The 12,823-nt window shown below is 58.4% G+C and carries 18 protein-coding genes; all 18 read left to right on the top strand.

The window, feature by feature from the left end; genetic code table 11:
• Nucleotides 1-13 precede the first annotated feature (13 nt).
• The 18 genes from rplF (at nucleotide 14) to rpsI (ending at nucleotide 12,823) form a co-directional block, all read left to right on the top strand.
• On the top strand, nucleotides 14-550 hold the full coding sequence (gene rplF / locus ROTMU0001_RS04675; RefSeq protein ID WP_005505004.1) for a 50S ribosomal protein L6: 537 nt from the start codon (nucleotides 14-16) through the stop codon (nucleotides 548-550).
• A gap of 2 nt (nucleotides 551-552) precedes the next feature.
• The gene (gene rplR, locus ROTMU0001_RS04680; protein WP_005505006.1) at nucleotides 553-912 is read left to right on the top strand and encodes a 50S ribosomal protein L18; all 360 of its coding nucleotides are present in this window, start codon (nucleotides 553-555) and stop codon (nucleotides 910-912) included.
• Nucleotides 913-941: 29 nt separating this feature from the next.
• The gene (rpsE, locus tag ROTMU0001_RS04685) at nucleotides 942-1,586 is read left to right on the top strand and encodes a 30S ribosomal protein S5 (protein ID WP_171840195.1); all 645 of its coding nucleotides are present in this window, start codon (nucleotides 942-944) and stop codon (nucleotides 1,584-1,586) included.
• 2 nt (nucleotides 1,587-1,588) lie between these two features.
• On the top strand, nucleotides 1,589-1,795 hold the full coding sequence (rpmD, locus tag ROTMU0001_RS04690) for a 50S ribosomal protein L30 (protein ID WP_004005265.1): 207 nt from the start codon (nucleotides 1,589-1,591) through the stop codon (nucleotides 1,793-1,795).
• 2 nt (nucleotides 1,796-1,797) lie between these two features.
• A complete protein-coding gene (gene rplO / locus ROTMU0001_RS04695) occupies nucleotides 1,798-2,244 on the top strand; it encodes a 50S ribosomal protein L15 (protein ID WP_005505008.1) in 447 nt (148 codons plus the stop codon).
• Nucleotides 2,245-2,525: 281 nt separating this feature from the next.
• Nucleotides 2,526-3,833: a preprotein translocase subunit SecY gene (secY, locus tag ROTMU0001_RS04700; protein ID WP_005505014.1), complete on the top strand. Its 1,308-nt coding sequence runs from the start codon at nucleotides 2,526-2,528 to the stop codon at nucleotides 3,831-3,833.
• A complete protein-coding gene (locus tag ROTMU0001_RS04705) occupies nucleotides 3,830-4,393 on the top strand; it encodes an adenylate kinase (protein ID WP_005505015.1) in 564 nt (187 codons plus the stop codon). The genes secY and ROTMU0001_RS04705 overlap by 4 nt, the downstream gene beginning before the upstream one ends.
• A 120-nt stretch (nucleotides 4,394-4,513) precedes the next feature.
• Nucleotides 4,514-5,353 carry a type I methionyl aminopeptidase gene (gene map, locus ROTMU0001_RS04710; protein ID WP_005508404.1) on the top strand — a complete coding sequence of 280 codons (840 nt, stop codon included), beginning with the start codon at nucleotides 4,514-4,516 and terminating at the stop codon, nucleotides 5,351-5,353.
• 122 nt (nucleotides 5,354-5,475) lie between these two features.
• Entirely contained in the window at nucleotides 5,476-6,690 is a 1,215-nt protein-coding gene (rlmN, locus tag ROTMU0001_RS04715; RefSeq protein ID WP_005508405.1) for a dual-specificity RNA methyltransferase RlmN, read from the top strand.
• A 287-nt stretch (nucleotides 6,691-6,977) separates the two neighbouring features.
• Nucleotides 6,978-7,199, top strand: a complete 222-nt coding sequence (infA, locus tag ROTMU0001_RS04720) for a translation initiation factor IF-1 (protein ID WP_005505018.1) — start codon at nucleotides 6,978-6,980, stop codon at nucleotides 7,197-7,199.
• Nucleotides 7,200-7,323: 124 nt separating this feature from the next.
• Nucleotides 7,324-7,437, top strand: a complete 114-nt coding sequence (gene rpmJ, locus ROTMU0001_RS04725) for a 50S ribosomal protein L36 (protein WP_004005257.1) — start codon at nucleotides 7,324-7,326, stop codon at nucleotides 7,435-7,437.
• 179 nt (nucleotides 7,438-7,616) lie between these two features.
• Nucleotides 7,617-7,985, top strand: a complete 369-nt coding sequence (gene rpsM / locus ROTMU0001_RS04730) for a 30S ribosomal protein S13 (RefSeq protein WP_005505026.1) — start codon at nucleotides 7,617-7,619, stop codon at nucleotides 7,983-7,985.
• Nucleotides 7,986-8,053: 68 nt separating this feature from the next.
• Nucleotides 8,054-8,461, top strand: coding sequence for a 30S ribosomal protein S11 (gene rpsK, locus ROTMU0001_RS04735; protein WP_005505028.1), 408 nt, complete (start codon nucleotides 8,054-8,056; stop codon nucleotides 8,459-8,461).
• 138 nt (nucleotides 8,462-8,599) lie between these two features.
• Nucleotides 8,600-9,592 carry a DNA-directed RNA polymerase subunit alpha gene (locus ROTMU0001_RS04740; RefSeq protein WP_005505031.1) on the top strand — a complete coding sequence of 331 codons (993 nt, stop codon included), beginning with the start codon at nucleotides 8,600-8,602 and terminating at the stop codon, nucleotides 9,590-9,592.
• 105 nt (nucleotides 9,593-9,697) lie between these two features.
• A complete protein-coding gene (gene rplQ / locus ROTMU0001_RS04745; protein ID WP_005505032.1) occupies nucleotides 9,698-10,351 on the top strand; it encodes a 50S ribosomal protein L17 in 654 nt (217 codons plus the stop codon).
• A 174-nt stretch (nucleotides 10,352-10,525) separates the two neighbouring features.
• Nucleotides 10,526-11,491: a tRNA pseudouridine(38-40) synthase TruA gene (gene truA / locus ROTMU0001_RS04750; RefSeq protein WP_005508409.1), complete on the top strand. Its 966-nt coding sequence runs from the start codon at nucleotides 10,526-10,528 to the stop codon at nucleotides 11,489-11,491.
• A gap of 364 nt (nucleotides 11,492-11,855) precedes the next feature.
• On the top strand, nucleotides 11,856-12,299 hold the full coding sequence (gene rplM, locus ROTMU0001_RS04755) for a 50S ribosomal protein L13 (RefSeq protein WP_005505035.1): 444 nt from the start codon (nucleotides 11,856-11,858) through the stop codon (nucleotides 12,297-12,299).
• 32 nt (nucleotides 12,300-12,331) lie between these two features.
• Nucleotides 12,332-12,823, top strand: coding sequence for a 30S ribosomal protein S9 (rpsI, locus tag ROTMU0001_RS04760; protein WP_005508410.1), 492 nt, complete (start codon nucleotides 12,332-12,334; stop codon nucleotides 12,821-12,823).

Below are 12,823 nucleotides of genomic sequence, written 5' to 3' on the forward strand. Positions count from 1 at the left end.
AAGGAAGAGAATAATGTCACGTATTGGACGTCTCCCCATCTCGGTTCCCGCCGGCGTTGAGGTTAAGGTCGATGGCAACCTGGTCACCGTTAAGGGCCCGAAGGGCGAGCTCTCCCACAAGGTAGCTTCCCCCATCACCGTGGCTCTGAACGAAAATGAGATCGTTGTATCTCGTCCGAACGACGAGCGCCTGTCTCGCTCGCTGCACGGTCTGACTCGTACCCTGATTCAGAACCTGATTATCGGCGTTACCTCCGGCTACGAGAAGAAGCTGGAAATCGTTGGTACCGGTTACCGTGTGACCCCGAAGGGTAACGACCTGGAGTTCGCTCTGGGCTACTCCCACCCGATCAACATCACCGCTCCCGAGGGTATTACCTTCGCAGTGGAGGGTGCTAACAAGCTGACCGTGTCGGGTATCGACAAGCAGCTCGTTGGTCAGGTTGCAGCAAACATTCGTGGTCTGCGTAAGCCCGATCCCTACAAGGGTAAGGGTGTTCGCTACGCAGGTGAGCACATCCGCCGCAAGGTCGGAAAGGCTGGTAAGTAAACATGGCTATCAAGTCGAAGGCAGCGCAGCGTGCACGTCGTCACGCTCGCATCCGCAAGTACGTTTCGGGTACCGCTGCGCGTCCGCGCCTGTGCGTCACCCGTTCGACCCGTCACATGTTCGTTCAGGTTATCGACGATGTCAAGGGCGTAACCCTGGCATCCGCTTCCACCATGGAAGCAGAGCTGCGTGCAGCTGACCTGGACAAGACCGCTAAGGCAAAGCGCGTTGGTGAGCTCGTTGCAGAGCGCGCCAAGGCAGCTGGTGTTGAGGCAGTCGTGTTCGACCGCGGTGGTAACAAGTACCACGGCCGTGTTGCAGCCGTTGCTGACGGTGCACGCGAGGGAGGTCTTGCACTCTAATGAGCGAGCAGAACGTAAAGGAAACTCAGGTGAGCGAAGCAGTAGTAGCTGAAACCGCTGAGACCTCCAACCAGCGCGAGGAGCGCCGCAACAACCGCGGCGAGCGTCGTGGCCGTGGTGAGCGCCGTAACAACCGCGCTCGCGAGGAGGAGAAGGACAAGTACATCGAGCGCGTTGTGACCATCAACCGCGTTTCCAAGGTCGTCAAGGGTGGTCGTCGCTTCAGCTTCACCGCACTGGTCGTCGTTGGTGACGGTAACGGCCTGGTCGGCGTTGGCTACGGTAAGGCTAAGGAAGTTCCCGCAGCAATTTCCAAGGGTGTCGAGGAAGCAAAGAAGAACTTCTTCCGCGTTCCCCGCATCGAAGGCCGCACCATCCCGCACCGCGTGCAGGGTGAAGCAGCTGCAGGCGTTGTGATGCTCCGTCCGGCAACCGCTGGTACCGGTGTTATCGCAGGTGGCCCCGTGCGTGCAGTACTCGAGTGCGCAGGCATTCACGATGTGCTGTCCAAGTCGCTCGGTTCCTCGAACCAGATCAACATCGTTCACGCAACTGTTGCAGCACTCAAGGAGCTCGAGGAGCCCCTGGCAGTGGCAGCCCGCCGTGGTCTGCCCACCGATGAGGTTATCCCCAGCTACCTGCGCAACACCAAGTCTGAAAAGGCAGGTGCGTAGTAATGGCCAAGCGTATTCAGCCCAGCGACGCAAAGCTGGAAATCACCCAGGTCAAGTCCTATGTTGGTCAGAAGCAGAACATGCGCGACACCCTGCGTTCCCTGGGCCTCAAGCGCCCCGGCAACAAGGTAGTCCGCACTGCTGACCCCGTCACCGTTGGCATGGTTAACACCGTTGCTCACCTGGTGAAGGTTGAGGAGGTCAAGTAAAGATGGCAGAAGCTATCAAGATTCACGATCTGCGCCCGGCACCGGGTGCCCACAAGGCAAAGACCCGCGTTGGCCGCGGTGAAGGCTCCAAGGGTAAGACCGCAGGTCGCGGTACCAAGGGTACCAAGGCACGTTACCAGGTTCGTGCAGGCTTCGAAGGCGGCCAGCTGCCGCTGCACATGCGCCTGCCGAAGCTGCGCGGCTTCAAGAACCCCTTCCGCACCGAGTACCAGGTTGTTAACCTGGACCGCATCCAGGAACTGTTCCCCAACGGTGGCGACGTCACCGTCGAGGCACTGGTTGCTAAGGGTGCCGTTCGCAAGAACGAGCTCGTGAAGGTTCTGGGCAACGGCGAAATCTCCGTCAAGGTGAACGTTGTTGTCGACAAGGCATCGGCTTCTGCTATCGAGAAGATCGAGGCCGCTGGCGGTTCTGTAACCGTTAAGTAGTCTTCAAGACTAGAAAGCCCCCGTCCGTACACTGTACGGCGGGGGCTTTTTGCTGCTCGAAAAGACTCACAACAGGGGTATATTCCTGTATTCGTATATTTGAACGCTTGGTGCACGCCACATTTAGTGTTCAAAAATCACGCTAAGAGAATATAAAAGCTACATAATCTGCTAGGGAGTTATCGTTACCCGCTCCAAACACGATAGACTGGAAGATGTGTTTACTGCGCCCTAAAACTCCTTGAGAGGGATGGGCGCCCCATAGACTTACAGGAGGACATGTGCTGAGCGCATTCGGGCGAGTCGTTAAGACCGCCGATTTGCGGCGTAAGCTGCTGTTTACCCTGGCAATGATTGTGCTGTACCGCGTGGGCACTTTCATCCCCGCGCCAGGCGTTTCCTACGGAAATGTACAGCAGTGTCTGAACGCCAATGTTACGAGCGGTGGCGTCTACGATATCGTCAACCTCTTCAGTGGTGGCGCACTGCTGCAGCTTTCGATCTTTGCCCTCGGCGTGATGCCGTACATTACCGCGTCCATTATCATCCAGCTGCTGCGCGTGGTCATCCCGCGATTCCAGGAGCTGCACGATGAAGGCGCGCAGGGTCAGGCAAAGCTCACCCAGTACACCCGCTACCTGACCATCGCTCTTGCTCTGCTGAACGCAACCACCATCGTCTCGATGGCGCGCTCCGGCGTTCTGTTGGGTAACTGCCCTGGCATCATTCCCCAGGACGACGTACTGCACATCCTGCTGATCATCGTCACCCTGTGTGCGGGTACTACCGTCATCATGTGGATGGGTGAGCAGATTACCGAGCGTGGCGTCGGCAACGGCATGTCCCTGCTGATCTTCACCTCCATTGCTTCTTCCTTCCCGAGCGCTCTGGGCTCCATCCAGCGCACCCACGGTTGGGGTATCTTCGCAGCTGTCTGCGGCATCGGCCTGCTGGTCATGCTCGCTGTGGTCTACGTGGAGCAGTCCGTTCGCCGTATCCCCGTACAGTACGCAAAGCGCATGATTGGTCGACGCACCATTGGTGGCACCAGCACCTACATTCCGCTGAAGGTCAACATGGCAGGCGTGATCCCCCTGATCTTCGCCTCCTCCCTGCTGACCCTGCCCGGTCTGATTGCCCAGTTCAACACCCCCACCGACGGCTCCACTCCGCCGGACTGGGTTAACTGGATCAACGCATACCTGGTGCGCGGCGATCACCCGCTGTACATTGCTCTCTACTTCTTCATGATTATTGGCTTCGCGTACTTCTACGTGGCGGTCACCTTCGACCCGGTAGAAGTAGCGGACAATATGAAGAAGTACGGTGGCTTCATTCCCGGTATCCGTGCCGGTAAGCCCACCGAGCGTTACCTCAGCTACGTACTCAACCGAATTACGTTGCCTGGCGCACTTTACCTGGGTGTAATTTCCATGATTCCCCTCGTAGCGCTTATCCTATTCAACGCAAACCAGAATTTCCCGTTCGGTGGCGCCTCGCTACTGATCGTGGTGGGTGTTGGTCTTGATACTCTCAAGCAGATCAACGCTCAGCTCCAACAACGAAACTACGAAGGACTGCTCCGATGAACCGTCTGCTCATCGTCGGCCCTCCCGGTGCAGGTAAGGGCACCCAGGCCGTCAAGATTGCTGAAGCGCTGAAGATTCCCGCGATTTCCACCGGTGATATCTTCCGCAAGAACATCAAGGAAGAGACCGAGCTGGGCAAGGAAGCGAAGTCGTACATCGACTCCGGCAACCTGGTTCCCGACTCCGTCACCAACAACATGGTGCGCGCACGCCTGGAGGAAAGCGACGTCGTCAACGGCTTCCTGCTCGACGGCTACCCCCGCAACACCTCCCAGGTGCACGAGCTGGACTCCATCCTCGAAGCCAAGGGCGAGAAGATCGACCGCGTTCTCCTGCTGGTTGCAGACAACGACGAACTCGTCGAGCGTCTGCTCAACCGCGCAGCAGAGCAGGGTCGCACCGATGACAACGAAGAGGTCATCCGTCACCGCCTGAAGGTCTACGAAGAAGAGACCGCACCGCTGATCGCAATCTACCGCGAACGCGGCATCGTCAAGGAAGTTAACGGCCTCGGCGAGATTGCTGAAGTCACCGAGCGCATCCTCGACGCTCTGAAGTAATCTTCTGCTGTACCCCCGCAATTTGGGATGCATGATGCATCACAAAGACTTGCGGGGGTACAGTGCTGTCTGTAGAGTTCTAAGCTTGGGCGTACCGCCCCACATACCTAAGGAGTCAGAATGGCACGAGTCGAAATCAAAACCAACGCACAGCTTCAGCAGATGGCTCGTGCAGGCGTCATTACCAGCCGTGCACTCGATGCGGCAGTGGCGGCAGCCCGCCCCGGCGTAACCACCGCAGAGGTGAACGCCGCCTTTGAACGCACCATGCTGGAGCTGGGTGGCACCTCCAACTTCTACGGCTACTACGACTACCCGGCGACCGTATGCACCTCCGTCAACCACGAGGTTGTTCACGGCATCCCCGGCGACTACGTGCTCAAGGACGGCGATATTCTCTCCATCGACGGTGGCGCATACGTCATCGACCCCGCTACCAACCGCCAGTGGCACGGTGACTCGGCGCGCACCGTACTGGTTGGTGACAACATAAGCGAAGCCCGCGCGGAGCTCTCCGCCGTCACCCGCGAGGCGATGTGGCACGGCATTGCCGCTCTGGCAACCGCAAAAAAGGTCGGCGAAATTGGTCTTGCCATCGAAGCGTACGTGACCGAAGAATATGGCGATAAGTACGGCATCATTGAAGACTACGTAGGCCACGGTATCGGTTCCCAGATGCACATGGCACCGGACGTGCTGAACTACGCTGTGCGTGACATGGGCCCGAAGATTAAGCCCGGCATGGCTTTCGCTATCGAACCGATGCTCGTCACCGGCTCCATCGAGACCAAGGTGCTCTCCGATGACTGGACCGTTGTGACCGTTGACGGCTCCGATGCATGCCAGTGGGAGCACTCCGTTGCTGTGCACAGCGACGGCATCTGGGTTCTGACCGCAGAAGACGGCGGCGCCAGCGAACTTGCTCGCTTCGGCGTAACCCCGGTTCCGATTCCCGCCTAAGCCCCACCACTGGGGGAGGGGAACACCTTTAGCTGCCCCACCTCCACCCGAAGAAACCGGCGAATCCGGTCCGGTGCGTGATAGCGCATCCGAAAGCATCCACATCACAAGGAAGAAGCTCCATGAGCGAAACTCTCAATAGCGGCGAGGTCACTGCACCCGCTTCGACCAAGGTGCCGGTTGAAATCTCGAACGTTCGCCCCGCACCCGGCCAGATTGCCCTGAAAGCGCCGCGCCGCGCGAAGCCGCCCAAGCACATCGCTGACTTCGATATGGCTGGCCGCCGCGAATTTCTGAAGGAACTGGGCTACCAGTCCTTCCGTGCGTCCCAGCTGTCAAAGCACTATTTTGAGCGTCTGGTCACTGACCCCGCCGAGATGACTGACCTGCCGGCTAAGGATCGCGAGCAGATGGTTGCTCAGGCGATGCCCCAGCTTCTGACTCCGGTCCGTACCCTCGAGGCTGACGGTGGCGACACCCTGAAGGTTGTGCACCGCCTCTTTGACGGTGCGCTCATTGAGTCCGTCATCATGCGCTATGACAACCGCGTGACCATGTGCATCTCTTCGCAGGCTGGCTGCGGTATGAACTGCCCCTTCTGTGCAACCGGTCAGCAGGGTTTGACCCGTAACCTGTCCACCGCAGAAATTGTGGAGCAGGTCGTTGCCGGTGCCCGCTACCTGAAGCAGATGAAGGGCCTGGAAGAAGCAGAAGGTGGCTCTGAGGATACTCGTCCACTGCGTGTTTCCAACATTGTCTTCATGGGTATGGGTGAGGCGCTCGCTAACTACAAGGCAACCATGGGTGCTGTACACCGCCTGATTGACCCTTCGCCCGAGGGCCTCGGTATTTCTGCTCGTGGTCTGACCATGTCGACCGTGGGGCTGGTGCCCGGCATTCGTAAGTTTGAGCTGGAGAAGCTGCCCATTACTTTGGCGCTGTCTCTGCATGCTCCGGATGATGAGCTGCGTGATGAGCTAATCCCGATTAACCAGCGTTGGAAGGTTGACGAGACTCTGGACGCTGCGTACGACTACTACCGTACGACCGGCCGCCGGGTCTCCATTGAGTACGCGCTGATTCGCGATATTAACGATCAGGGCTGGCGTGCGGATTTGCTCGGTAAGAAGCTGGCGCAGCGCGGCCGTGGTTGGGTGCACGTGAACCCGATTCCGCTGAACCCGACCCCGGGTTCGAAGTGGACGGCATCCCGTAAGGGCGTTGAGCAGAACTTTGTTGAGCGTCTGCGTGCCCACGGTATTCCGACGACTATTCGTGATACTCGCGGTTCCGATATTGATGGTGCATGCGGTCAGCTGGCTGCTAAGGAAGATTAAGCAGTTGAGCTGTGACCGGTAAACGGTGCCCCTTTCCTACGGGAGGGAAGTCATTAAGACTTTCAGGAACGTGGGGGAGGGGCATCTTTCTTTTAAACATTAAGTGCCTGATGTCATAAAAATCACGGTTGTTTTTCCATGCTCTTTGCCGTAGAGTTAACAGTTGGTTGTTTGTGCCAGTGTTAAGTGCGCCTTAAAACGCCCCAGCACCTCACCGCGGTGAGCTCACAAGCAGAAGATACATTTGCCCGCCGCACCTGCGACGGGCACCGACGTTAGCGGAGGATATGGCTAAGAAAGACGGCGTCATCGAGATTGAAGGCTCTGTGGTTGAAGCTCTGCCCAACGCGATGTTCCGTGTTGAGCTGGATAACGGCCACAAGGTTCTCGCACACATCTCGGGCAAGATGCGTCAGCACTACATTCGCATCCTGCCTGAGGACCGAGTAGTAGTGGAACTGAGCCCCTACGACCTTTCCCGAGGTCGTATCGTCTACCGTTACAAGTAAACCCGAGATAAACGTCGCCTCTGGCGGCGTTTAAATCGTGTTCAAAGGGATAACGCAGTTCCCCAACGTAAGTGAGGGAACCTCTTATCTCGCCAGTAAGCAAGTTGCAATCAAAAGGAATGCGATGAAGGTCAAGCCGAGCGTTAAGCCGATCTGCGATAAGTGCAAGGTGATCCGCCGTCACGGTGTGGTCATGGTGATCTGCGAAAACCCGCGCCACAAGCAGCGCCAGGGCTAATCCCTAGCAGCTGACTTCATAGCCGCCCTGTAAGAGGGCGGAATTGTCATAGGCACCGCTCCGAAGCAACGCCAACGAGGCGCCTTCGGATACCTCCGGACTCAGAGGCCGGGGACCGGGTCAGAACAACCCGGGCAGTGATGCTATAGACCTCTGGAAAACAACAAGGAGAAGCCAGTATGGCACGTCTCGCTGGAGTTGATATTCCCCGCGAAAAGCGCGTGGAAGTTGCTCTCACTTACATCTACGGCGTGGGCAAGACCCGTGCACACGAAACCCTCGCTGCTACCGGCGTCAACCCTGACACCCGCGTCAAGGACCTGACCGACCAGGAGCTCGTGGCACTTCGTGACTTCATCGAAGGCAACTACAAGGTTGAAGGTGATCTTCGCCGCGAGGTTGCAGCTGACATCCGCCGTAAGGTTGAAATCGGTTCCTACCAGGGCCTGCGCCACCGCCGCGGCCTGCCGGTTCACGGTCAGCGCACCAAGACTAACGCACGTACCCGCAAGGGCCCGAAGCGTACCGTCGCAGGTAAGAAGAAGTAAGCAACGTTGCTCTGTTGGATATCTCTATCCGACCAACGTATTAGAAAACCTTTGTAGGAGAATCAAAAATGCCTCCCAAGACTCGCGCTGCGGCAGCTCGTAAGACCAACCGCCGCAAGGTTAGCAAGAACATCGTTGCTGGTCAGGCTCACATCAAGTCGACCTTCAACAACACCATCGTCTCCATCACCGATCCCACCGGTGCAGTGATCTCCTGGTCCTCCGCTGGCGACATGGGCTTCAAGGGCTCCCGTAAGTCCACCCCCTACGCCGCACAGCTGGCTGCTGAGGCTGCTGCAAACCGCGCCAAGGAGCACGGCGTCCGCAAGGTTGACGTGTTCGTCAAGGGCCCCGGTTCCGGTCGCGAAACCGCAATCCGCTCCCTGCAGGCTGCAGGCCTCGAGGTCGGTTCGATCCAGGACGTTACCCCCGTTGCACACAACGGTTGCCGTCCCCCGAAGCGCCGCCGCGTCTAATTAGGTCCCTGACCTAATCCCTCGACGGGTACGCTCCACGGAGCTGTACCCGGAGAGTACAGACACCCGTCTGCTTCCTAAGATATGTTTTCCCCAACCTGTGGGCTCATATAGCGGAGCTCACCGAAAGGAAACAAAGTGCTTATTGCACAGCGCCCCACTCTGACTGAAGAGGTCGTAGCGCCCAACCGCTCGCGCTTCACCATCGAGCCTCTGGAGCCCGGTTTCGGCTACACCATGGGTAACTCCCTCCGCCGTACTCTGCTGTCCTCCATCCCCGGCGCCGCTGTTACCAGCGTCCGCATTGATGGCGTACTGCACGAGTTCAGCACCGTTCCCGGCGTGACCGAGGACGTCACTGAGATCATCTTGAACATCAAGAAGCTCTCCATCTCTTCTGAGAACGACGAGCCCGTCGTGGCCTACCTGCGCAAGCAGGGCGAAGGTGAACTGACCGCAGGCGACATCGAGGTTCCCGCTGGCGTGGAGATCCACAACCCGGAACTGCACCTGGCAACCCTGAACGCCTCGGCAAACTTCAACGCTGAGCTGGTTATCGAGCGCGGTCGCGGCTACGTGACTGCAGCTCAGAACAAGGTCGGCGATGGCGAGATTGGCCGTATCCCGGTTGACTCCATCTACTCCCCGGTTCTGAAGGTTACCTTCAGCGTGAACGCGACCCGTGTTGAGCAGCGCACCGACTTCGACAGCCTGACCCTGGACGTCGAAACCAAGGAAGCCATCGCACCGCGTGACGCCGTTGCTTCTGCAGGCAGCACCCTGGTCGAGCTCTTCGGCCTGGCACGTGAGCTGAACATTGCAGCTGAGGGTATCGAAGTTGGCCCGTCGCCCGCCGACGAGTCCATGGCCGCTGATTTGGCACTGCCGATCGAGGACCTGAACATGTCCGTCCGCTCCTACAACTGCCTCAAGCGCGAGGGCATCCACACCGTGGGTGAGCTCGTGACCCGCAGTGAAGCTGACCTGATGGACATCCGTAACTTCGGTGCTAAGTCCATTGACGAGGTCAAGGCAAAGCTCATCGAGCTCGGCCTGGCTTTGAAGGACTCCCCTCCCGGTTTCGAGCCTGCTGCACGCCCGCTTGATGACGAAGACGGTTCCGGCGAATAATTTCGACCGAATAGTTCACCCGGTTCCACCGGGATCAGTCAAACTTGATTCCCTAAGAGGCTCCGCTGCTGGGGCGTTAGGGAACGCAACTATGGAGATTTAACTATGCCTACTCCCACTAAGGGTCCCCGCCTCGGCGGTTCCCCGACCCACGAGCGCCACATGCTCAACAACCTGTCGGCGCAGCTGTTCCAGCACAAGCGCATCACTACCACCCTGACCAAGGCAAAGCGCCTGCGTCCGGTGGCAGAGCGCTTCATCACCTTCGGTAAGAAGGGCGACCTGGCTGCTCGCCGTCGCGTGCTGCGTTCCATCACCGACAAGTCCGTCGTGCACGAGCTCTTCACCGTTATTGCTCCGGCAATGGCAGAGCGCCCCGGTGGTTACACCCGCATCATCAAGATCGGTAACCGTAAGGGTGACAACGCTCCCATGGCAGTCATCGAGCTCGTCATGGAGCCCGTTGCAACCAAGGGTGCAGTTGCTGAGGCAACCAAGGTTGCTGAGAAGGCAGCTGAGGCTCCCAAGGCTGAAGCAGCCGAGGGCCTGCCGGCAGGTTCCCACGCACCCCTGGAGTCCGGCGAGGCTCCCGAGGGCTTCGAGGTTAAGGGTAACGCCGATTCCATGAAGTACCACGTGCCCGGTTCCCGCTGGTACTCCAGCACCAAGGCTGAAATCTGGTTCGACTCCGCTGAGTCGGCAGAGGCTGCAGGTTACGCCCCCGCAGGTGGCGCAGCAGCACAGAAGGTTTCCGAGTAATACGGATCCCAGCTGATTTAGGCTAAGCCTAAAATATGTCAATCCGCCGTCCACTGCTGTGGGCGGCGGATTGGTGTATCTGCATACTTAACGAGGAGACGGTTCTTTGCGCATTCGCTATACAAGAGTCGATCCGTATTCTTCAACCGTCCTTTACCGCTGAAAGGCACACCAATGCATAACGCTACTGCTTTAGAGAATCACGAAGCGCAGCCCTTCACTGCTACGCACCGCGTGCGCATTGATTGTGCCTACGACGGTTCTCTTTTTAGCGGGTGGGCTGCCCAACCGAACCTAGTTACCGTGCAGGGGGCCATTGAGAACGCCCTTGAACTGATTTTGCGGGCGCCTCACCGCGTGGTGGTCGCGGGCCGAACCGATGCCGGTGTGCATGCGGAAGCCCAGACCCTGCATTGCGATTTGAACGATGAGGATTGGACTCGCCTGCAAGGTCGAACGGGGGAGGACGACCCGACGGCTGCCCTGGGGCGCCGCCTCACCGGCGCTCTTCAGCGTTGTCTTTACGATGCGGAAGAGCAGTTGAACTTGCCGAAGAACGTTCGCGGTATTCTGCAGGGCGCTATTCAGATTCACCGCGTGAGTGAAGTTTCTTTTGAATTTGATGCGCGATTCTCGGCTACCGGTCGCCGCTACGTATATCGCATTGCAGATGGCGCGGCGAACGGTCTTAATCCTCTGCACCGTACCTACACCTGGGCGGTACCTGAGCACCTGGATTGTGCTGATCTTAACCAGTCAGCGCAGCAGCTACTCGGTCTGCGTGATTTTCTCTCCTTCTGCAAGCCGCGTGAAGGCGCGACCACGATTCGTGAGCTGCGAGAACTTAGCTTCACTCGTACTGAAAGTGGCCTTATTGAGGTGCGTGTGGTGGCTGATGCCTTCTGTCATCACATGGTGCGTTCACTTGTGGGTGCGTTGGTGCTCTACGGCACGGGTAAACGTGACGCCGCCTGGTTGCGTGAGCGGATCGAGAACCCGGGACGCGAGGCTTCGCTGACTCTGGCGCCTCCGCATGCTCTGGCACTAGCTGAGATTTACTACCCTGCCCCGGAGTTGTATGGAGCGCAGGCGGAACGTGCTCGAGCAAAGCGCGAGGACCACGAAGCACAGAGCGCTTAACGCCCTGTGTATATTGAGCCCCGTCACGTTGCTCATGCGCCGTGAAGCGTCGCGGGGGAGTGCAACTACCTCAGGTGAATTACACGGATGGAATTTAAAATGTGTTTAAGGCAAAAAAGCCCTATTTTTAAGGCTTTGGCGGTGGATTAAGCACTCGACGTCCTGTATAGTCTTGATATGTTGTGCGTGTTCTACCCGAGCGCGCTCTAAATCGCTGTCTAGTTGCAGGACGTTAAGGCGATATAGAGTACGGGCAGAACGGGCGGCAGCTCGGTCCTCACCCGGGTGTTCGTCATGCACGTAAGTAAAAGGCGCGATACCCAACTAAGCGCCGTATGTACATTTCGAGACAAAGGCCAATATTTTGCGCACTTATACTCCCAAGCCCGGCGAAGTCGAGCGCCAGTGGCACGTCATTGACGCCACCGACGTTGTTCTCGGCCGCCTCGCAAGCCAGACCGCTATCCTGCTGCGCGGTAAGCACAAGCCGACTTTTGCTCCCCACGTTGACACCGGTGACTTCGTTATCATCGTGAACGCTGAGAAGGTCGCCCTGACCGGTGCAAAGCTCGAGCAGAAGCGTGCATACCGCCACTCGGGTTACCCCGGCGGTCTGAAGTCCGTGAACTACGCAGAGCTGCTTGAGACCAACCCCGTTCGCGCGGTTGAGAAGGCTGTCAAGGGCATGCTGCCCAAGAACAAGCTCGCTGCACAGCAGCTCAAGAAGCTGAAGGTCTACGCTGGCCCCGAGCACCCGCACGCGGCACAGCAGCCCAAGACCTACGAATTCAACCAGGTCGCCCAGTAATTCGGGCCTACGAAGAAACAATAGGAGAAATCGTGGCTCAGAACGAAGAGCAGATCGTAGTCGAGGAAGAGCTGACCAGCTACACCTCGGATTCCGCTGCCCCCGCAGCGGCTAAGGCAGCACGTCCGGCACTGACCGTTGCAGGCGCAGCAGTTGGTCGCCGCAAGGAAGCAGTCGCACGCGTTCGCGTTGTGCCCGGTTCCGGTAACTGGACCATCAACGGTCGTAGCCTGGAAGACTACTTCCCCAACAAGCTGCACCAGCAGGACGTCAACCAGCCCTTCAAGCTCCTGGAGCTCGAGGGTGCATACGACGTCATCGCACGCATCAACGGTGGTGGCCCCTCCGGTCAGGCAGGTGCTCTGCGCCTGGGTATCGCTCGTGCACTGAACGAGATCGACCGCGAGAACAACCGCCCCGCACTGAAGAAGGCTGGCTACCTGACCCGTGACGCACGCGTCATCGAGCGTAAGAAGGCTGGTCTTAAGAAGGCACGCAAGGCTTCGCAGTTCTCCAAGCGTTAA

This window comes from Rothia mucilaginosa ATCC 25296 (assembly GCF_000175615.1).
Taxonomy (GTDB): domain Bacteria; phylum Actinomycetota; class Actinomycetes; order Actinomycetales; family Micrococcaceae; genus Rothia; species Rothia mucilaginosa.